A 21318-nucleotide genomic window follows, 5' to 3' on the forward strand; every position below is an offset into this window, starting at 1 on the left:
TTTCAAACCTTATAATCAACCACCACCCGCTGATGGCGGACCTTTCCCAAAAAGCCCACGGCCTTAAGGTGCTCGGGATGCTTTTGATAGATATCCAGCCCGGCCTGGTCGTCGAATTCCGAATATAGCGCCAGGTCGTAGGCCGCTTCGGAGGGGTTGATGTTATGCCCGATCTCCAAAAAGCGCACAGTGTCGATCTTGTCCTTGAGCCCAGCCAGCATCTGGGTGGCCAGCTTTAGATTTTCGTCCTTGCCCCGGCCGTCGGCATGATCCTTGAAGGTCCACATTACGATATGTTTTATCATTTTATTATCTCTTGATTTCAGAATAAGAATACAACTTGACGGTGCTAAAATCAAGATAATTTATTGATAATTTATCGATAAAGTTTGGTATAATGAATAGGGTTATATTTCAGGTCATTCTGAAAACGGCGTCTTGCCTTGCCCTTGAAGAATCCGAGATCCTTCCTTAGAAAAGTATCGGGTCTATTTCAGGATGACGGAGAATAGTGATATTCATCCTTGAAACCGACCCTTAATAATAACCGGAGAATAATTATTAATAATCCTGAATTTCAAAAGATGGGCCGGGCCGTCCAGGCTTTGGGCGTGACGCTGAGCCAGGAGCAGATAGAGAAGTTGTTCCAGTTTCAGGTCCTGGTAAAGGAATGGAATGCCAAAGTAAATTTGATCTCGCGGCGGGACATTGACAACCTGCTGGCCAATCATCTTCTGGACTCGCTGACCGCCCTGCCGGCATTGTCGGCGAAGGCCTCGGCCGAAGTGATGGACCTGGGCCCGGGCGGCGGCTTCCCCGGGATCCCGCTGAAGATCTGCCTGCCGGAGATAAAACTGACCTGCCTGGAGGCCACCCAGAAAAAGGCCCGCTTCTTGGAGCTGGCCGCCAATGAGCTGGGGTTGTCAGACGTGCTGGTTATAGCCCAGCATTCCCAGGCGGTCCAAAAGGATATAACTCTTTTGAATCGGTATGATTTCGTCACCGCCCGGGCGGTGGCGGAACTAAAGGAGCTGGTGAAGATATCCTTTCCGTTCCTGAAGGTGGGGGGAAAACTGCTGGCCTACAAATCCAGCAAGGCCGGCCAGGAGATCGAGGCAGCCGGGGAAATCATAAATAAACTGGGGGGAACCCTGGAGGGTAAATTGCGCCAGGAGCCGGGAGCGGGCGACAAGGACCGAAAAATAATTATAATAAGGAAAGAATAAATAAACCCCAGTTGTAAACATAAGCGTTCTTATGAAAAAAACATTTTTAATATTATTACTATTAGCATCCCTTGTTTCATCTCTGTTGGCGCAGGATAAGGTCACCGGGATTGCCACCGATATCCCCATATTGATGCACCGATCAACTTCAAATCCCGGCGCGTTTCCTCTGCCTTGGCGACGGAGCATCGTTATGTACGAATACGTTGATAAAAATATCAGTTGGTCTTTTGGGTGGGGCAGAGGCCTTGAAACCGAGTTTGGCTGGCAAGAACATTACTCATCGCCCGAGTATTTATTTACCATAAGATGGAAAACACCCTTCAGGGGTGCCCTGCGAAACGGAACTTTTATTGAATTCCATAATCGCACATTAAACGAAAGCAATTCCAACAAACTTACTATAGGTTATTTATTCAATAAAAACCAAAATCTTTCTTTTACTCCAACGATATCCCTGGGTGGGCGTGTGGCTATAACCCCGGCAATTGAGGCCGGATGGACGCCGTTTAGTCATCTGGCTGTTTCTTTGGGAACCGGATACGCTTTTGCTAATAACTCTCAAAAACTATGGGAATCAAGCTTAGGTTTAAAACTGCGAATCTGGAAAGGAATTTTTCACCAATGGAAAATCAGCAGCACCTACGAGTCTCAAACATATTATGAGGAAAGTACTGACAGAAACTGGACTAATTGCACTATCTCTATTAAACAATACCAATATCTGGGCATAATGTTCTGATGAAATACACCCACTTGGTCCTTTTCGACATAGACGGCACCCTGGTGCATTGCGGGCCCACCCCCAAAAGGGTCTTCAAGCAGGGCCTGATCGATACCTTCGGCACCGCCGGACCGATAGACGGCTGGATATTCGACGGCAAGACCGATCCCATGATCGTCCGGGAATTGATGGCCGAGGCTGGTGTGTCCTGCACTGATGAATTGGTGAAAAAGGCCCTTGATATTTATGCCCAAGGAATAAAGAGAGAGCTTCCCGGAGAGGCAAACAAAAAGATCTATCCCGGAGTCATCAATTTATTGGAGGGGCTGGCCAAGCAGCCGGTTCTGTTGGGACTGCTGACCGGCAACATACAAAAGGGGGCCCGGGCGAAGCTGGGATCGCTGGACCTGTGGCGGTATTTCTCCTTCGGGGCCTTTGCCGACGATTCCTCGGTCCGCAAAGAACTGGCCGATATTGCGGTGCAGAGAGCTTATGAAATGACCGGACAGCAATTCTCCGGGAAGCAGATCGTCATTATCGGCGACACCGAACACGATATAAGATGCGGCCGGCACTTGGGAGCCAAGGCCATTGGGGTGGGCACTGCCCGAAGCACGGCCAAAGAACTGCTGGCCCACGGAGCGGATCACGCCTTTGATGATCTTTCGGACCATGAACGGGTTCTTCGGGCAATTTTGGAATAATTACTGGCAAGCATAAAGCCCCGGCTTTTGCCGGGGCTTTATTGATAGATGCAGATTATGACTGCAACCCGATCATAATAGAGAATACGGAATGTTTGATGTCGTCATTATATTCTTTAAATATTTTACGAAGCCCCATTGTGTACCTAACATCTAAAGATATTTTTAAGGGTGTTTTTATTTCAGTACCCAAAACAAGTCCCAAATCAGGGCTGTTAACATCCTGGCTGAAATCAAAATCTTCGATTTTGGCGTTAGCCAATAAACTTACCGCTGGCCCTAAATACGGGCTGATCCTGAATTTTTGGGACAATGGTATTTTTATTAAAACAGGGATTTCAAAATAATTATATCTGCAACCAATATTATATTTCCACCCTTTTTGGGAAAACAATACTTCGGGTTGGATGCTGAAAGAGACAAAATCAAAATCACAAAAAGCTCCGCCGATAAAGCCAAACCTGGAATCGGGCCTATCGCATTCGATGCCGTAAATATTAGATATATTCATTCCGCCCTTCAGCCCGAAGGAGGTCGTTTGTGCCAAACACAAACCAGAGAACGATGTAAGTATCAAAATTACCAAGAGGCGTCTTTTCATGGTTAACTCCTGGTTACGGGTTGTTAAAAGCCCCGGCGCTAAGCCGGGGCTTTAGTGTTCCCTGTTTTAGAAAAGGGCGTAACCAACCATCAAAGATATCGTCGAATTTTTAACATCTGGGTTATAGGTCACGCCCAAAAACTCGAACTCTTTTGCCGTTGTCATAAGGCCTAAATTATACCGGGCATCAACCGTAAGTTTAATCGGGGTTTTCACATCCACTCCAAAAACCAATCCGAGGTCACTGCTCATCACCGCATCTTTTACGTCAACGCCTTCCACATCGGCGCTCATAAGCATCCCAAAGGACGGCCCGGCATATATACTGGGAACCACGATCTTGCCCAGGGGAAATTTAATAAGCACCGGGATCTCAACGTAATTAAGATTCTGGTCTATAGAAAGGCCTAAAATCTCATAGGTGGCCCCCTTTTGTGAAAAAAGCACCTCGGGCTGGATATTAACGAACATCAGATCAATGGTGGCATAGGCTCCGCCCACCAACCCGGTCTTCATGCTGTTGGTTCCGGCATCCGCCCCGGTGAACTTGGCCATGTTCACCCCGCCCTTGATCCCCAAGGATAGCCCCTGGGCGGAACAGTATTGGGGAAGGCCGAAAACCAGGGCCGTGATCAGAGCCAACAGGACAATGGTTGTCTTTCTCATGATCTTTCCTTTCTTATTATTAGATGCTGGGCTTTCGCTGGGATATATGCTATAATAATTGCGGTCATAAGTCAATACTTTATTTGAGGTTTAACGATTTTTTGAAGCCTTGCGGCTTTTCGGTTTTCCTTGACAAAGGCCGGCAGGCTATATTATCATATCAGTTTGCCAGCCAACTTATCGGCATCCCCAATCAGGCTATTTTAGGAGCGTTTCAATGTCGCGCATCATCGCCCTGGTCAACCAAAAAGGAGGCGTGGGAAAGACCACCTCGTCCATCAACCTGGCGGCCTCGCTGGCCGTGCTGGAGAAGCCCACTCTGTTGGTGGACATCGACCCCCAGGCCAACGCCACCAGCGGGCTGGGCATAGACAAAAGCACGGTGGAAAGCGGCATCTACGACGTGCTGTTGAACGAGGTGCCCATCAATGACATAATTGTCCGGACCCAGCTGGACAAGCTGCATCTGGCGCCGTCCCAGATAGACCTGGCCGGGGCCGAGGTGGAGATGGTGGGAATGGAGGGCCGGGAGAATCTCTTGAAGCCCCACCTGGAAGCCTTGCGCGACAGGTACAAATACATCCTGATAGACTGCCCGCCCTCGCTGGGCCTGCTGACCATCAACGCCCTGACCGCGGCCGATTCGGTGCTGATACCCATTCAGGCCGAATACTACGCCCTGGAGGGCCTGGGCCAGCTGCTGAACACCATCGACCTGGTGAAGAACAGCCTCAATCCGGAATTGGACATCGAGGGCATCCTGCTGACCATGTTCGATTCCCGCCTCAACCTGGCCCAGCAGGTGGCCGGGGAGATAAAAAAGCACTTTCCGGAAAAGGTCTACGAGAACTTCATCGCCCGCAGCGTCCGGATAGCCGAGGCTCCGTCCCACGGCAAGCCGATCATATTATATGACGTCAACTCCAACGGCGCCCAGAGCTACCTAGCCCTGGCCAAAGAGGTGGCCGCCCGGAGGGGCGCGAAATGATCATTTTACAGAGGAAACCCCGATGAATAAAAGACCCTTTTCCGGCCTTCGTTCAATAGCCGCAATGATGGCCCTGGCGGTCATCATCCCGGGATGCGCCACATTGACCCAGATGGCTGGGGCGCTGTCCAACCTGCAGCGCCTGAAGTTCAAGGTGGCCGGGGTGGCCGACTTCACGGTGTCGGGCATCGCCATCGCCGGCAAGCAGAAGATCGGTGATTTCACCCTGCTGGACGGGATCAACCTGATGGCGGCCTACCGCAGCAGGAAACTGCCGGCCGGGTTCACCCTCAACATCGAGGCGATCAATCCCAACGACGGCACCGGGGGCTCGCCCCAGACCAGCTCCACCCTGACCAGCTTCGAATGGCGCCTGCTGATAGACGACAAGCCCACCGTCTCCGGCAATATTGCGAGGCCCATCGAGATCCCCGGCACCGGACAGTCGGCGGCCATCCCGCTGCAGATAAGCCTGAACCTGGTGGAGTTCTTCGGGGAGAAGGGATACAACGACCTGCTGAACCTGGCCCTGGCCTTGGGCGGGGCCCAAAGCGACATCAGCCGTCTGGCCATAGACGCCCAGCCCCGGGTCAGCACCCCGCTGGGCGAGATCACCTATCCCGGGCGGATCACCATAGTATCCCAGGAATACAGATAAAGGAGCATCAATGAACGTAAAGGGAACCGCACTGGCGGTGCTGCCGATCTTCATCGAAAGCAAATTCGGCAAAGAAGGACTTAACAAATGGCTGGAATCGCTGAACACCGAGGCGGTGGCCTTGTACCAGGAGGCCAACACCATCAAGCTCAACCAGTGGTACCCTTTAAAGGAAAGCTACCTGGAGCCCACTGCGGCCCTGTGCGAGCTTTTTTATGACAACGATCCCAAAGGAGCCTGGGAGGTGGGCCGGTTCAGCGCCGACTATGCCCTTAAAGGCGTATACAAAGCCTTCGTCAAAATGACCTCGGTCAGCTTCTTCATCAAACGGGCCAGCCTGCTGATGACCACCTACTACCAGCCCAGCACCATGGAGCTCAAATCGTCCACCTACAGCCAGGCGGTCCTGCACATGACCGAATTTCCCGAGGCCCACCACCTGATAGAATCGCGCATCGGCGGCTGGATCCAACGCTCCCTGGAGATCCACGGCTGCAAGGAGGTGGCGGTGGAGACTACCAAATCCCTGGCCGACGACGATCCCCACACCGAATTCATTTTAAGCTGGAAATAATCCCGACACATCAGAATATTGGAGACCCCATGACCGCACAGAAAAGAGGCCTGGGAAAGGGCCTGTCGGCCCTGATCCCGGCCAAGAAGACAGCCGCACCGGTGACCCCGCATCCCGAGGGCATCGAGCGCTTTTTAAAGCTGTCCGAGATCAAGCCCAACCGCTTCCAACCCCGCCGCTCTTTCCGGGAGGCCGAGCTGGCCGAACTGATGGACTCCATCAGGGAGAAGGGGATCATCGAGCCGGTGATCGTCCGCCGCAGCGGCTCCGGATACGAGCTGATCGCCGGGGAGCGGCGCCTTAGGGCCTGCCAGAAGCTGGGCCAGGAGAAGATCCCGGCCATCATCCGCCAGGCCGGCGACCAGGAGGCCCTGGAGATAGCGCTGATAGAGAACATCCAGCGGGAGAACCTCAATCCCATCGAGGAGTCCCGGGGCTACGAGCGGCTGGCCAGGGAGTTCAGCCTGACCCAGGAGGCTTTGGCCAGGAAGGTGGGCAAGGAAAGATCCACCGTGGCCAACAGCCTGCGGTTGCTGGCCCTGCCGGAAGAGATCCAAAAAATGCTGGAGGACGATAAGTTGACCGCCGGGCACGCCCGGGCCCTGCTGACGGTCAGCGACAGGCGAAAACAGCTGTCCCTGGCCCAGACCATAATCTCAAAGGGCCTGTCGGTCAGGGAGGCCGAAGTTCTGGCTAAGGGGGAGCCGGTCAAATCGTCCCTCACTTCTCCCAAAACACCCCGGCAATTGGACCAGCACCTGACCAACATCCAGAACGAGATCCAGCGGGCCTTGGGCACCAGGGTGCGGATAGTGTCCCAGGGAAAGAACAAGGGAAAGATCGAGGTGGAGTATTATTCGGCCGATGATTTCGAGAGGATCCTGCAGAAGCTCAGTATCAAGCTATAACATTTTGGCACGGCAAGGGACCGTGCTATATTTTTATCCAAAAGGAGCCCCAATGGAAACAAAACTGGTTGCCATCAAAAAGCCCGAGGATATCAATTTCATCCTGGGCCAGTCGCATTTTATCAAAACAGTGGAGGATCTCTACGAGATACTGGTCTCCTCTGTGCCGGGAATAAAATTCGGGCTGGCCTTCTGCGAGGCCTCCGGCGCCTGCCTGATCAGACATGAGGGAACGGACGATGAGATGGTCAGGCTGGCTAGCGAAAACGCCAAGGCGATCGGGGCCGGCCACAGCTTCATCATCTTTTTAAGGGACGCCTATCCCATCAACGTGCTCAATGCCGTAAAAAACTGCCCCGAGGTCTGCCGCATATTCTGCGCCACCGCCAATCCCTGCCAGGTGATCATCGCCGAAAGCGAACAGGGGCGGGGGATTATGGGGGTGATAGACGGCTCTGCTCCAAAAGGGGTGGAAGATGAGGCGGGAATCAAGTGGAGAAAAGAGCTTCTGCGCCAGATCGGGTATAAGCGATAGTCAAATAAGTTGAAATTCATGGAGCAAAAAGATGAATACTTTATTTAAATTTGTGTTTTGGGCTGGCGCGACATCTTGGCTTTTAGTTTCATCCGTCAACGCCCAGCCGCCGGCAACCGGCCGCCCGGCACCGGTATTAGAGAACACCCCGGCTCAGACAACGATAGCGGTGCTGGTGTTCTTTTACGACAAGGGATTTTCCACCAAGGACGAATTAAGAAGCGCTTTGGATCGGCGCGGCCGGCAATTCTCCCAGCGGGCTCTCAAGCGCCGGGCTAAAGTGGGCCGGCAGGAGATGACCTTTGAAGACCTTCCGGTAAACGCCGATTACGTTCATCGGATCGCGGCCCTGGGCGCAAGGCACCGTCAGTCGCTAAACTGGTTCAACGCCGCCAGCTTCGAGATGACCGAATCCCAAGTTAGGCTCTGCCAAAACCTGAGTTTTGTAAAAACCATCGGCCTGCTTCCGGCCGGCAGTAAAAGGATCCTGCCGGAACTTGAAGATACCGACCGGAAGCCGCCGGAGACCCAAAATCCCAAGGCCCATCTGCTGAACTACGGCCCGTCATTCACCCAGGACAGCCTGATCAACGCCGTGATCTGCCACGACTCCGGATATTCCGGGGCCGGTGTGCTGGTGGCCATGCTCGACAACGGGTTCCGCAAGGGCCACCAGGCTTTTGATTCGATACGGGTTGGCGGCCGTTTGGTGGACGAATGGGACTTCTGCACCAACCTGCCCTTGGTCGACAGCGCATCCCACGGCACCGGCACCTGGTCGGAGGCCGGCGGCTACGTTCCCGGAAAACTGATCGGCCCGGCATATAAAGCCTTGTGGGCCATCTATCACACCGAGGACAATTATCAGGAGATGCCGGTCGAGGAGGACCACTGGGCTGCCGCCCTGCAGAGGGCCGATTCCATCGGCGCAGAGGTGGTCTCCAGTTCGCTGGGTTACCGGGATTTCGATTCGTCCCAATATTCGTATTCATACCAAGACCTGGACGGCAACACCGCCATCAGCACACTGGCCGCCAGGCATGCGGCGGCGCTGGGCATCATCGTCTGCAACGCCATGGCCAACTCCGGCCCGTCTCTGGGGAGCCTGGCCGCCCCAGCCGATGCCGATTCCATCCTCTCGGTGGGAGCTGTCAATTCATCGGGGATCATCGCTAGTTTTAGTTCTCGCGGCCCGACCTATGATGCCCGACCCAAACCAGAGGTCTGTGCGCAAGGAGTTAGTGACTATTGGGCAAACTGGAGTGATATTGATTCATTCAGTTATGCTTCCGGCACCTCCTGCGCCACGCCGCTGGTGGCCGGGGCCTGTGCCCTGATCCTTGAGGCCCACCCGGACTGGACGCCGATGCAGGTGCGGGAGGCCCTGATGATGACCGCCAGCCGGAGTACCAACCCCGACAGCACCACTTACGGCTGGGGAATTATCGACACCTGGGCGGCCATGCATTATTCGCCCAGCGGGGCAGCCGAGGAAAAACCGGGGCCATCAGTCGGGCCGGGACTGGCGCTTTCCTGCCGGCCGAATCCGATGCGGTCGGGTGCTGTCATAAGTTTTGCCATGCCCGGATCGGGCAGCGCAATGCTGGCGGTCTATGACATAACCGGCCGGCTGGTTTATCAAACAGCGACAATCTATGCTGCACCCGGAACAAATCATTTCTCCTGGAACGGTCATGACCGCTCTGGCCGCTTATTGGGTAACGGGGTTTATTTCTGCCGGGTGAACGGCGGGGGCCGGGCAGGAACAATAAAGATCACCATCATCCGCTGAACTTGCTAAGAGGATCAATTTTGCATATCAAAGATTTTAAAAAGGCCGCCCTGATCTACCGGGGCCGGGAGATATCCTACGCCGAGACCATCTCCCTGGTGAACCGCTTTGCTTCCTGCTATCGGTTAAATGAGGGAGACCGGACGGCGGTCTTCGCCGAGAACCGGCCGGAATGGATCTACGCCTATTTGTCGGTGTGGCGTAACGGCGGGATCTCGGTGCCCATCGATTACCTGGCTCCGGCCGACGAGGTGTCCTATATCCTGAACGATTGCCGGCCTTCGGTGGTCTTTTGCTCGCATAAGACCAAAGAGGTGTTGACCGAAGCGGTTAACTCCCTGAAAGGAGACTACCGCCCGGAGATCCTGATATTCGAGGAGCTTTCCCTGCCGGAGAATGCGCCGGACAAAATAGTCGCCGAACCGGACAAGCATGAGACCGCCACCATCATCTACACCTCCGGCACCACCGGCAGCCCCAAGGGGGTGATGCTGACCCACGACAATATTATGGCCAATATCGAGGACGTGGTGGACCACACCAAAATATTCACCGCCGATGACCGGCTGCTGGCCATTCTGCCCTTCCACCACATCTTCCCGCTGATGGGGACCATCATGGCCACCCTGTATTGCGGGGCCACCCTGGTGATCCTGGAGAAGATATCCTCCGAGGAGATCCTGGGCGCCCTGAAGCAATACGGCATCACCATCATCATCGGGGTTCCCCGGCTGTACCGGCTGTTCCACAAGGGGATGATCGACAAGATCAATGCCAGCCCGGCCGCCAAAGTATTGCTGAAAATCTCCCGGGCCCTGAAGCAGCCGGCCCTGGGCCGCCTGATCTTCAAAAAAGCCCAGCAGGCCTTCGGGGGGCACATCAAATACTTCATCTCCGGCGGGGCCAAGCTGGACGAAAGGGTGGGCGGTGACCTTTACGCCATGGGTTTCGAGGTGCTGGAGGGCTTCGGCATGACCGAGGCCGCCCCGATGATAACCTTCACCAAGCCCGGTCAGGTGAGGATCGGCTCGCCCGGCACCCCCACCAGCCAGACCGAGGTCAGGATCGAAGACGGTGAAATACTGGCCCGGGGCCGCAATATAATGAAGGGCTATTACAACAAGCCGGAGGACACCGCCGCCATCTTGAAGGACGGCTGGCTGCATACCGGCGACCAGGGCTACCTGGACAAAAAGAACCGGCTGTTCATCACCGGGCGCAAGAAGGAGATCATCGTCCTGTCCAGCGGGAAGAACATCAACCCCGAGGAGATCGAGAACCGCATCCTGTCGCTCTCCCCGCTGATCAAGGAGATAGGGGTCTATCCCCGGGAGGAGAAGCTGGGGGCGGTGATCCACCCCGACTTCCTGGCGGTCAAGAAACAGCAGGTGGTCAACTTGCGGGAGACCATCAAGTGGCTGGTGCTGGACAAGTTCAACCTGACGGTGCCCGGCTACAAGAAGATCCATCATTTCACCCTGGTCAACGACGAGCTGCCCAAGACCCGGCTGGGGAAATTAAAAAGATTCCTGCTGCCCCAGATGGACGCCAGAACCGCCGAGACCCATCGCCTGAGGCCCGACCCCGACACCCAGGAGTACCGGGCATTGAAGACCTACCTGGAGAAGGCCCTGGACCAGAAGGTCTATCCCGATCAGCACCTGGAGTACGACCTGGGGCTGGATTCTTTAGGCAAGATAGAGCTGGACCTGTTCCTGGAAAAGAACTACGGGATCAAACTGGAGGACCAGGAGTCGGTGGCCCACCACACGGTGGAGGCCCTGAGCCTCTTGATGGCCGAACAGAAAAAGACCGGCCCGGCTGAGACATCGGATTGGCACAGCACCCTGCAGGAGAAGGCTGAGTTTACCATGCCCCAAAGCCGGTTCATGCAGTGCACTATGAAATTGGCAACCGCGCCTCTATTTAAACTATACTTCCACCTGCAAGGACAAGGGCAACAGAACCTGCCGCCTGGGCCGTTCATACTGGCTCCAAACCACCAGAGCTTTCTTGACGGGATATTCCTGTCCATTCTGCTGCCCAATCGGATTTTAAAGGACACCTTTTTCCTGGCCGCCGGAAAACATATTAAAACACCTATCAATCGTTTCTACGCCAACCACAGCAACCTGCTGGTGATGGACATCAACCGAGATCTAAAGAGCACCCTGCAGCAGGCGGCGGCGGCCATCCGGCAGGGGAAAAATTTGGCCATCTTCCCCGAGGGAGCCCGCAGCCGGGACGGCCATCTTTCGGAGTTCAAAAAGACCTTCGCCATCCTGAGCCGGGAACTGCAGGTGCCGGTGGTGCCGGTGGCCATCTCCGGGGCCTATGCCTCGGTCCCCATCGGACGCAAACTTCCCAAGCCCGGCAAGGTGTCGTTAAAATTCCTCCCGGCCATTTATCCCGGACAGATGGACTACGACCAGATCACCAGCCAGACCAGACAGGCCATTGCGGAGAATATTTAACTTTAACTAATATTTACAATCAAACTTATGTCGCTTTCTAACATAAATACCGCCATCTATCACAATATCGCTTTGATATTGTTCATACTATATGGTCTATATATATTATTTGATACACTAATGATAACATTATTTAAATACCATTTTTATAGACTTGGCCTTAAATTACTGACCTTTTCTGAGGTTGTAAATTATAATTTTGCCGAGATTGAAAAAAACAATAAATATGAAACCCAAGATGGTAAATTTATGCTAATATCAAGCGATAAGTGTATTTTTCGAACAAAATATCTTTTTAAACCTTTAGAATGGAACCCTTTTAATAATGGTGTTCCCACAACCGGCTTTATACACATAAAAGATGGCATTTTTACCACAGAAATTCGGTTAAGTCTTGGCATAACGATATTTATTGTCGTTTGGATAATAGGTTTCACCTCAGGGGTTATTTGGGAGGTTATTTTATCATTCTTAAAGGGAGAAAATATATATGAATCTATTGTTTTTCTGGCTGTATTGATCATCGTGATTCTTTTATTTTTAGAATTTAAAAAAATTATGTTAAATAAATCATTAGCCATATATGAACAAATTAAAATTCATATTTCATAGTATATCTTTTGTCCTTTTTAATTTTTAATATTAACCTATGCCCCTCTACAATCAAACCATAGAACAATCCCTGGCCGAGCTGGGCTCCGATCACTACTCCGGCCTTTCGGAGCAGCAGGTCGCCGAACGCTTGGCCAAGTATGGTCCCAACAAGCTGGCCGAGGGCAAGCGGGCCGGACCGCTGAAGATATTTTTCGACCAGTTCAAGAATATCATGGTGCTGGTCCTGCTGATCGCGGCGGTGATCTCCGGGCTGACCCACGACCTGACCGATTCCTTCGTCATTCTGGCCATCGCCCTGATCAATGCCGTCATCGGCTTCCTCCAGGAATACCGGGCCGACCAGGCCATGGCCGCCCTGAAAAAACTTTCCCAGCCGCTGGCCAAGGTGGTAAGGGCCGGGAAGGTGCTGGAGATCCCCTCGGAAAACCTGGTGCCGGGGGACATCATATTGATCGAGGCCGGATCCCGGATCCCGGCCGACGCCCGGATACTGGAGGCCGCTTCGCTCAAGATAGAGGAATCCTCCCTTACCGGCGAGTCCCTGCCGGTGGAGAAATCTTCTCTCCCCATTGAAAGCGAAGTTCCCCTGGCCGACCGGAACAACATGGCCTTTTTGGGCACCATCTGCGTCTACGGCCGGGGAAGGGCGGTGGTGGCCTCCACCGGGATGAACACCGAATTGGGCAGGATAGCCCAGTCCATCCAGACCCTCCGGCAGGGCCAGACCCCGCTGCAGAAAAGGCTGGCCGGGCTGGCCCGGATCCTGGCCCTGGCCACGGTGATCCTGTGCGCCGTGATATTTCTGGCCGGATGGCTGCACGGCATTCCGGTCTCGGTGATGCTGCTGACCGCCATCTCGCTGGCGGTGGCGGCCATCCCGGAGAGCCTGCCGGCGGTGATCACCATCGTCCTGTCATTCGGCGTTCAGAAGATGGTCAAAAAGAACGCCCTGGTAAAAAAACTGCCGGCGGTGGAGACCCTGGGCTCGGTCTCGGTGATCTGCTCGGACAAGACCGGCACCCTGACCCAGAACCAGATGACGGTCAAAAAGGTATTCTGCAACGGCGTGCTTTATGATGTCCGGGGAGGCGGCTACCAGCCCATGGGAGAGATCCTGTCCCAGGACGGGAAAAAAGCCGACGACCCCCTGTTCCAGAAATTACTGAACGCCTCCTGCCTGTGCAACGATGCCACCCTGTTCCAGGAGAAGGCCGACGGCTCCGATGCCTGGAAAATAGCCGGGGATCCCACCGAGGGGGCCCTGCTGACCTTAGCCGCCAAGGCCGGGCTGTGGCGCGATTCTTTGGAGAAGGACCTGCCCCGGGTGGGCGAACTGCCATTCGATTCCGAACGCAAGATGATGACCACCATCCACCGGATGGGCGATGGAAAGTACATCTGCTATGTCAAGGGCGCTCTGGATAATCTGGAGCATAAGTGTCCGGATTTTCCCGCCCAGGCTTTGGAGATCAACCGATCCCTGGCCGAAGGCGGGCACCGGGTGCTGGCCCTGGCCTATAAGATCATCGAAGCCCTGCCGGAGAAGCTGGAGATAGATCAGATCGAGAGGGGCCTGATCTTTCTGGGGCTGGCGGCCATGATCGACCCGCCCCGGGAGGAGGTCCGGGCCGCGGTGGAGCAGTGCCGCAGCGCCGGCATCCGGCCGGTGATGATCACCGGCGACCATCCGGCCACCGCCCTGGCCATCGCCCGGGAGCTGGGCATTTACTCGCCCGGCGATCTGCATCTGACCGGAATGGAGCTCAAGGCCCTGAGCGTGGAGGAGCTGGCGGAAAAGATAGAGAGAATATCCCTCTTCGCCCGGGTCTCGCCGGAGGACAAGATCAAGATAGTCCAGGCCCTGCAAAGCAAGGGGCGCATCGTGGCCATGACCGGCGACGGGGTCAACGACGCTCCGGCCTTAAGGGGGGCCGATATCGGCATCGCCATGGGCATCACCGGGAGCGACGTCTCCAAGGAAGCCTCGGACGTGGTGTTGCTGGACGACAACTTCGCCACCATCGTGGCGGCGGTGGCCGAGGGCCGGAAAATATATGACAACATCCGCAAGTTCGTGCGCTATATGCTGGGCACCAACCTGGGCGAGGTGCTGACCATGTTCGGCGGCATCATGCTGAACCTGCCCCTGCCCCTGCTGCCGATCCAGATATTGTGGATCAACCTGGTGACCGATTCCCTGCCGGCCCTGGCCCTGAGCAACGAGCCGCCTGAGGCCGACATCATGAAGCGGGCACCCCGCCCCCCGGCCGAGAGTCTTTTCGCCCGGGGCTTGTGGGCCCAGGTGCTTTTCTCGGGGCTGCTGATGGCGGCCGGCTGCCTGCTGATGTTCCATTGGGCCATCGGCCGGCACATCGAGATGGGTCAGACCAGGGAAACCGCTGAAATTATGGCCCGGACCATGGTCTTCATGACCATGTCGTTCTACCAGCTGTTCAACGCCCTGGCCATCCGCTCCGACAAAAGATCGTTCTTTGCCCTGGCCCCCTCCGGAAACTGGTACCTCTACGGCGCAGTGCTGATCACCGCCCTGCTGCAGTTGGGCGCGGTCTATCTGCCGGTCCTGCAGCCGGTCTTCAAGACCGCCCCGGTCGGCGGGCTGGACCTGCTGGCCTGCATAGTCGTTTCTTCGTCCATCCTGGTCGCGGTGGAGCTGGAGAAACTTATCCGCCAAAATATTTTTCGCAGAGCCTCTTGACAAAACCATAATTCGGGCATAGAATGAAAACCGTAAGGAGGACAGTCTATGCCCGGCTGTATCTTTATGCACACCTGCCTGTTTCCGGAAAACAGACCGGACCATGACCCCCGCTGTTATATGGCCCCGGGGATTATAGTAGATAAAGCCGCCTTCCAACAGGCGGCTTTATGCGTTCATCCCAAAAGGCCGCGGAGAGTTCCGGTATGATATCCCTACCGAAAAAAGCCAAAGAAGACAAGGGCCGCCTCAGGCTGGCCGAGCCCTCCATGGAGCTCGAGGAGGCTTTCCTGGAACTGGCGGCCGATTACCGGGCGGCCGGGGAGCAGCGCTATACCGACCTGTACGAGGTCCATGGCATGGCCTTTGACCGTTACATCAAGGGCCTGCAGCGGGAATGCCTGGAGCGGGACCTGTCGGACGGACGGGTGCCCTGCAGCACCTTTTGGATGCTGTCGGACCAAGGGACCATCTGCGGAATCAGCCGGCTGCGGCATTACCTGACACCGGAGATGGAGATGGAGGGGGGCCACATCCTGCTGGAGGTGCCGCCATCGCTGCGCCGCCGGGGGCACGGATCGATCCTTTTGGAAATGACCCTGGAACGGGCGGTGGAGCTGAAGATCACCAAAGCCCTGCTTACCTGCGACTGGGACAACTTCGGGGCCATCCGGGTCATCAAGAACAACGGAGGGATGCTGGAGAACACCATACTGTCAACCGGTGCCGGAAAAAAAGTGATGCGTTTCTGGATCGATCTGACATAACCCTCTCTTTAGATACGCCCCTTGTCTTCCCGACAGCCAAAAGGCTTTCGGTTTTTTTATTTTAAAAAACGTTTTTTATCATTGTATTCAACCTGAAAATGATATAAAATAAATATTTAACGGCCGGGTCTTTCACCTCTTTTTTTGGGAGGGACCGATGCGGGTCTGCTTGGTCTATTTTTCACAGACCGGTAACACCCAAAAGATAGCCCAGGCCATCCAGGAACAGATGGCCGAAGCGGCCGGAGATTGCGCCATGCTGCGCCTGGAGGAGGCCGACCCGGCCATCTTCTCCAATTACGATCTGGTCGGATGCGGGTTGCCGGCTTTCTATTTCAGGGAGCCCATTAACGTAAATCATTTCTTTAATGATATGCCCGGTCAGGGCACCGCCGGCCGGCCAAAACCATTCTTCTTTTTTGTCACCCACGGCGGCACCCCCGGCGATGTGTATTCCCGGATCGACCGGCTGGCCGCCTCCCGGGGCCTGGAGACCTTGGGATTTTTCCAATGCCTGGGGGTCGACACCTATCCGCCGTTTGCCGACAGAAAGCCCTTGACCGCCCAGGGACATCCCGATCAAAAGGATCTATTTCAGGCCAGGACCTTTGCCAAAGATATCATTCATAGAGCCGGAGTTTATCTTGATCGGGGCGAATTGAAAAGGCCCAAGATCCCCGGGAATTGGATATCCCGGACCGTGGCCGGCCTATTCAGCGAACGTAAAATTCGCCTGCGGATGAGGCAGCATCTGCTTCCGGCAAAAAAGATCCGTCAAAACAAATGCACCCTCTGCGGCCTGTGCTTAGAGAGCTGTCCCCAGGGCATCATCAGCCTGAATCCTTATCCGGTCATCGACCAATCAAACTGCATCGCCTGCTACCACTGCCAGCGGATCTGCCCGGCCGGCGCCATAGAATGCGACTGGCGGATCTTTAAGCTGATGACCGGCGAATATTTCCGGCCGGGCAAAAAAGGCACCTCCCTCGATTAGATACATTACATTTAGGAGCAGATAATGTCCCGCAAAAAAACATCCCTAGAAAAAAACGTCCCGGACCAGGCCGGGGAGAATTCCACGTTAAAGCTGATCGAACGCTTGACCGCGGCTCCCGGGCCATCGGGCTACGAGACCCGGGCCGCCTTGGCCGCCGGTGAGGAGCTGGCCCCCTTCGCCACCAAGGTCAAGGTGGACAAGATGGGCAGCGTGGTGGCCTTCAAAAAGGGGCTGTCCCGGGACGGCAAAAAGATCCTGCTGGCGGCCCATCTGGACGAGATCGGCCTGCTGATCACCGGCATCGAGCCGGGGGGATTCCTGCGCTTCACCCAGGTGGGCGGACTCGACGCCCGGGTGCTGCTGGGACAGGAGGTGCTGCTGCATCCGGTCGGCCGGTACGGCCCGGACACCCGGATCGCCCTGCCGGGCATCATCGGAGCCAAGCCGCCGCATTTCCAGACCCCGGAGGAATCGAGCCAGGTGATCCCCCTGGAGGACCTGTATATCGACCTGGGGCTGGACGAGGCGGCAGCCAAAGCCAGGGTCTCCATCGGCGATCTGGCCACCCCGAGAATGCCCCTTACCAATCTCAAGAACGACCGGGCGGCCGGAAAGGCCATGGACAACCGGGCCTGCATCGCCATCATGGTCCAGGCCCTGGAGATACTCAGCAAATGCCATCATAGCTGGGATGTTTATGCGGTGGCCACCGTCCAGGAGGAGGTGTCCGGCCTGGGGGCGCTGACCTCGGCTTTCGAGATCCATCCCGACATCGGAATAGCCATAGACGTCACCCACGGCGACATGCCGGGGGTGCCCGACAGCGACACCTTCGCCATCGGCAAGGGGCCCACCATCACCGTCGGGCCCAACATCCACCCGGCCATCGCCGACAAATTGAAGAAGGTGGCCAAGCGCGAGGAGATCCCCTTTCAGATAGAGCCCTGCGCCGGACTAACCGGGACCGATGCGGTGGATATTCAGATATCCCAAGAGGGCATCCCCACCGGCCTGCTGGGCCTGCCCCTGCGCTACATGCACACCCCGGTGGAGACCCTGGCGGCAGTGGACGTGGAGCGCTCGGCCAGATTGCTGGCCCGCTTCATCCAAGACCTGGACGATATAAACTTGGAATGGAAAGACGACTAAAAGACCTGAACAAAAAATAAAACAGTTAGGCTTAAAACTAAATGCTTACTCAAGGTATTGATATAATTTTAGAAAACGAAAAGGAAGGTTGGTTTCCACTCGCTCCCAGCAGCGGCCTTCGTGGAAAAGTTATCCGCACTATACCGGTTGATCCACCACAAGTGCCATTTTACTTGATACAACTTAATTCCCCTCTAGAAATTCAAGAACCCGCAAAAGACACACCATCTGGTCTTCGCCTTCAACTTTACAGCCATCTTGTTGTGCGCTCACGTTGGGTGGGGATACCGCTTGGCTCAAAACCGTCGATATCGGCACAGGTATTTCTTGTTCCCATTAATGCAACTTTGCCATCAACACCTTTAGAACTTAAGGATCATAATCCAGATATTTGGGCCTCATGCTCAATCGCGTCCCAATGAGAGGAGAGGCTCAAAGAAATCAGAATAATAATTTTAATACGGAACAAAAAATGATAGACCTTAAACTGATAGCAGAGATCACCAACGCTTTCGGGGTCAGCGGCTGCGAAGGCGAGATCCGCAACATCGTCCGCCAGCACATCACCAAGAACGTGGATGACATCCGGGTGGACGCCCTGGGAAACCTGATAGCCTACAAAAAAGCCAAGGGGGCAAAATCAGTCCCAAAGAGAACCAAGGTGATGCTGGCCGCCCACATGGACGAGGTGGGATTGATGGTCACATCCATCGATAAATCGGGTTTTCTGCAGTTCGACAAGGTGGGGGGGATTGACAATCGGGTGCTGCTGGCCAAGAAGGTGCTGGTGGGAAAGGACCAGATCCCCGGGGTGATCGGCTCCAAGGCTATCCATCTCATTGCTCGTAAAGGAGAACTTAAAAAAGTTTCTCCTTACAGCGATCTCTCCATAGACATCGGGGCCAGCAGCCAAGAGGACGCCCAGAAGTTCGTCTCCCCGGGCGATTATGTGATGTTCAACACCAGGTTCGAGGACTGGGGAAGGACCCTCAAGGCCAAGGCCTTTGACGATCGGATCGGCTGTTACCTGATAATCGAACTGCTGAAAGGTAAATACCCCTTTGACATCTACGCCGCCTTTACCACCCAGGAGGAGGTCGGCTTGCGGGGCGGCCGGGTGGCGGCCTATAAGGACGAGCCGGACATGGCCTTCATCCTGGAGGGCACCGGGGCCGGGGACATGCCCCAGCCCAAGGAGCGGGACGAAAGCCTGGTGCCGGGACTGGGCCTGGGGCCGGTGATCACAATCATGGACCGCTCGGTGTTCTGCGACCAGGGCTTGGTGAAACTGCTGACCGACACCGCCCGGGCCAATCGGATCCCCCATCAGATCAAACGGCCCGGAATAGGCGGCACCGATGCCGGACGGATCCACCTGAGCAAGGGCGGCGTCCCCTCGGTGGTGCTGGCCATCCCCTCGCGCTACATCCACTCGCCGGTGTGCCTGTCCAGCAAAAAGGACATCCAGAACGCCCTGCGGCTGATGCAGCTGGCCCTGAAGAGGGTCAAATAAAAAAAGAGAGCCGGGGGCTCCCATTAAAGATCGTCGTTTATTGAATATCGGCGGCTGTTCATACCGCCGCAGCTATCTGCTCCAGAAGTTTTAGGGTGTCGAAAGGCTTGGAGACCACGTCTATCACGTTGAACTTTCCGGCCCGGGCCCGCAGCTCGGGGCTGCCGAAGGCGGTGATGATGATCACCGGAAGCTCCGGCCAGCGGTGACGGACCTCGCACAGCACCTCGATGCCGTCCATGCCGGGCAGCATGTAGTCCAGCAGCAGCAGGTCGGCCGCTTTTTTGCCCATCTGCTCCAAGCCGCCCGGGCCGTCGTAGGCCACCATGGCCTCGTACCCCTCGGACTCCAGCAGGGTGGTCATCATCTCCCCCACTGCCGGCTCGTCGTCGATGATCATTATTTTCTTGTTCATCCGCTCTCCAGAAATGATACTGTCGGGGCTGCCGCCCCTTAACTGACCAATCAGTATATAACAATTTTTTTTACAAAGTCAAGCTTTTTCTGATCCGGCCAATACCCGCCGGGAACTTCTGCCGGATGATGTTGCGCCCCAAGCCCAGGATTTTATCATTGACAGAGGGGACAAAAAGCCATAATATTAACCGTTGCCCCTCGGTTTAACAGCTATTTATAAAAAAAAGACAACCCTTTATAAGGAAATATTTAATGAAAGACATCATCAAAAGACTCACCGAGACCTACGGCCCGTCCGGCAGCGAAAGGCAGATCCGGGAGCAGATCAAAAAAGAGATCCGGGGGCTGGCCGACCAGGTCAGCACCGATGTGCTGGGCAACCTGATAGCGATCAAGAAGGGCAAGGGCTCCCGGGTGATGGTGGCGGCCCATATGGACGAGATCGGGTTCATCGTTACCCATATAGACAAGAACGGCTTCCTGCGCTTCTCCAACATCGGCGGGATCTACCCCTATAATATCATCGCCCAGCGGGTGATATTCGAGAACGGCCTTATCGGCACCATCAACGAGGAGCGTTCGGAGAAACCGGCCGATCCCCGGCGGCTGGACCGGATGTATATCGACATCGGCGTCAAGGATCATAAACAGGCCTCTGCCAGGGTATCGGTGGGCGACGTGGCCGGGTTTCACCGGAGCTGCGAATTCCTGGGCGACCGGGTCGTCGCCAAATCAATGGATGACCGGATCGGCTGCGCCATCATGATCGAGGCCATGAAACAGCTTAAGAAAAGCCCCAACCAGATATATTTCGTTTTCACCACCCAGGAGGAGGTGGGGCTGCGGGGGGCCACCACCGCCGCTTTCGGGGTGGCCCCGGACCTGGGGATAGCGGTGGATATCACCGGAGCCTTCGATACTCCCGAGGAGAAGCCCAAGCTGCCTTCGGTGCTGGGAAAGGGGACCGCCATCAAGATCAAGGATGCCGGGATGCTGGCCCATCCGGGGGTGAAAAAACTGCTGGTGGATACCGCCCGGGCCGGCCGGATCCCCTACCAGTTTGACATCCTGGAGGGCGGGACCACCGACGGATCGGTGATCAACAAGACCAAGTCCGGCATTCCCACCGGGGTGCTGTCAGTACCCACCAGGTATGCCCACTCGGCCTCGGAGATGGTGGATATGATTGACGTTAAAGCCACGGTGGACCTGCTGGTCAAAGTGCTCTCATCGAACCTCAGGGCCAAGGGATTCTAATCCCAAATTTTTTAATTCCAAGGTTGATATTGTATAA

Annotated in this window: 21 protein-coding genes; 17 read left to right on the forward strand and 4 right to left on the reverse strand. The window is 55.4% G+C overall.

Annotated elements, in window-relative coordinates; all coding sequences use genetic code 11:
• Window positions 1–2: 2 nt before the first annotated feature.
• The gene (locus A2273_03665) at window positions 3–305 is read right to left on the reverse strand and encodes a stress responsive protein (GenBank protein ID OGF07577.1); all 303 of its coding nucleotides are present in this window, start codon (window positions 303–305) and stop codon (window positions 3–5) included.
• Between the two features lie 279 nt (window positions 306–584).
• Here A2273_03665 and A2273_03670 point away from each other — a divergent pair, with 279 nt between their 5' ends.
• From A2273_03670 to A2273_03680, 3 genes are all read left to right on the forward strand, one after another.
• A complete protein-coding gene (locus tag A2273_03670) occupies window positions 585–1226 on the forward strand; it encodes a 16S rRNA (guanine(527)-N(7))-methyltransferase RsmG (GenBank protein ID OGF07578.1) in 642 nt (213 codons plus the stop codon).
• Window positions 1227–1419: 193 nt separating this feature from the next.
• Complete coding sequence (locus A2273_03675) at window positions 1420–1968, forward strand: hypothetical protein (protein ID OGF07579.1); 549 nt, start codon at window positions 1420–1422, stop codon at window positions 1966–1968.
• Complete coding sequence (locus tag A2273_03680; GenBank protein ID OGF07580.1) at window positions 1968–2654, forward strand: hypothetical protein; 687 nt, start codon at window positions 1968–1970, stop codon at window positions 2652–2654. Before A2273_03675 ends, A2273_03680 begins: the two co-directional genes overlap by 1 nt.
• Window positions 2655–2709: 55 nt before the next feature.
• Here A2273_03680 and A2273_03685 read toward each other — a convergent pair whose 3' ends face one another.
• Window positions 2710–3255 carry a hypothetical protein gene (locus A2273_03685; protein ID OGF07581.1) on the reverse strand — a complete coding sequence of 182 codons (546 nt, stop codon included), beginning with the start codon at window positions 3253–3255 and terminating at the stop codon, window positions 2710–2712.
• A gap of 66 nt (window positions 3256–3321) precedes the next feature.
• Entirely contained in the window at window positions 3322–3921 is a 600-nt protein-coding gene (locus tag A2273_03690; GenBank protein OGF07582.1) for a hypothetical protein, read from the reverse strand.
• 217 nt (window positions 3922–4138) lie between these two features.
• On the opposite strand from A2273_03690, the gene A2273_03695 reads away from it, so the two are divergent.
• From A2273_03695 to A2273_03755, 13 genes are all read left to right on the forward strand, one after another.
• Window positions 4139–4909 (forward strand): hypothetical protein, encoded by a 771-nt coding sequence (locus tag A2273_03695; GenBank protein OGF07583.1) that lies wholly within the window; start codon window positions 4139–4141, stop codon window positions 4907–4909.
• Between the two features lie 22 nt (window positions 4910–4931).
• Window positions 4932–5567, forward strand: coding sequence for a hypothetical protein (locus A2273_03700; GenBank protein OGF07584.1), 636 nt, complete (start codon window positions 4932–4934; stop codon window positions 5565–5567).
• A 10-nt stretch (window positions 5568–5577) separates the two neighbouring features.
• Complete coding sequence (locus A2273_03705) at window positions 5578–6141, forward strand: hypothetical protein (GenBank protein ID OGF07585.1); 564 nt, start codon at window positions 5578–5580, stop codon at window positions 6139–6141.
• Window positions 6142–6170: 29 nt separating this feature from the next.
• Window positions 6171–7049 (forward strand): hypothetical protein, encoded by an 879-nt coding sequence (locus tag A2273_03710; GenBank protein OGF07586.1) that lies wholly within the window; start codon window positions 6171–6173, stop codon window positions 7047–7049.
• Between the two features lie 52 nt (window positions 7050–7101).
• Complete coding sequence (locus A2273_03715) at window positions 7102–7584, forward strand: hypothetical protein (GenBank protein ID OGF07587.1); 483 nt, start codon at window positions 7102–7104, stop codon at window positions 7582–7584.
• Between the two features lie 169 nt (window positions 7585–7753).
• Window positions 7754–9376 (forward strand): hypothetical protein, encoded by a 1623-nt coding sequence (locus tag A2273_03720; protein ID OGF07588.1) that lies wholly within the window; start codon window positions 7754–7756, stop codon window positions 9374–9376.
• A 20-nt stretch (window positions 9377–9396) separates the two neighbouring features.
• Window positions 9397–11850 (forward strand): hypothetical protein, encoded by a 2454-nt coding sequence (locus A2273_03725; protein OGF07589.1) that lies wholly within the window; start codon window positions 9397–9399, stop codon window positions 11848–11850.
• Window positions 11851–11877: 27 nt separating this feature from the next.
• The gene (locus A2273_03730) at window positions 11878–12462 is read left to right on the forward strand and encodes a hypothetical protein (GenBank protein ID OGF07590.1); all 585 of its coding nucleotides are present in this window, start codon (window positions 11878–11880) and stop codon (window positions 12460–12462) included.
• Between the two features lie 37 nt (window positions 12463–12499).
• Complete coding sequence (locus tag A2273_03735) at window positions 12500–15181, forward strand: hypothetical protein (GenBank protein ID OGF07591.1); 2682 nt, start codon at window positions 12500–12502, stop codon at window positions 15179–15181.
• 206 nt (window positions 15182–15387) lie between these two features.
• Window positions 15388–15948 carry a hypothetical protein gene (locus A2273_03740; protein OGF07592.1) on the forward strand — a complete coding sequence of 187 codons (561 nt, stop codon included), beginning with the start codon at window positions 15388–15390 and terminating at the stop codon, window positions 15946–15948.
• Between the two features lie 157 nt (window positions 15949–16105).
• Window positions 16106–16942: a hypothetical protein gene (locus A2273_03745; protein ID OGF07593.1), complete on the forward strand. Its 837-nt coding sequence runs from the start codon at window positions 16106–16108 to the stop codon at window positions 16940–16942.
• Window positions 16943–17035: 93 nt separating this feature from the next.
• Entirely contained in the window at window positions 17036–18094 is a 1059-nt protein-coding gene (locus tag A2273_03750; GenBank protein OGF08014.1) for a hypothetical protein, read from the forward strand.
• A 472-nt stretch (window positions 18095–18566) separates the two neighbouring features.
• Window positions 18567–19607 carry a hypothetical protein gene (locus A2273_03755; GenBank protein ID OGF07594.1) on the forward strand — a complete coding sequence of 347 codons (1041 nt, stop codon included), beginning with the start codon at window positions 18567–18569 and terminating at the stop codon, window positions 19605–19607.
• Between the two features lie 58 nt (window positions 19608–19665).
• Here A2273_03755 and A2273_03760 read toward each other — a convergent pair whose 3' ends face one another.
• A complete protein-coding gene (locus A2273_03760) occupies window positions 19666–20022 on the reverse strand; it encodes a hypothetical protein (GenBank protein ID OGF07595.1) in 357 nt (118 codons plus the stop codon).
• A gap of 254 nt (window positions 20023–20276) precedes the next feature.
• On the opposite strand from A2273_03760, the gene A2273_03765 reads away from it, so the two are divergent.
• Window positions 20277–21281, forward strand: coding sequence for an aminopeptidase (locus A2273_03765; GenBank protein OGF07596.1), 1005 nt, complete (start codon window positions 20277–20279; stop codon window positions 21279–21281).
• Window positions 21282–21318 lie beyond the last annotated feature (37 nt).

Source organism: Candidatus Edwardsbacteria bacterium RifOxyA12_full_54_48 (assembly GCA_001777915.1).
Classification (GTDB): Bacteria; Edwardsbacteria; AC1; order AC1; family EtOH8; genus UBA2226.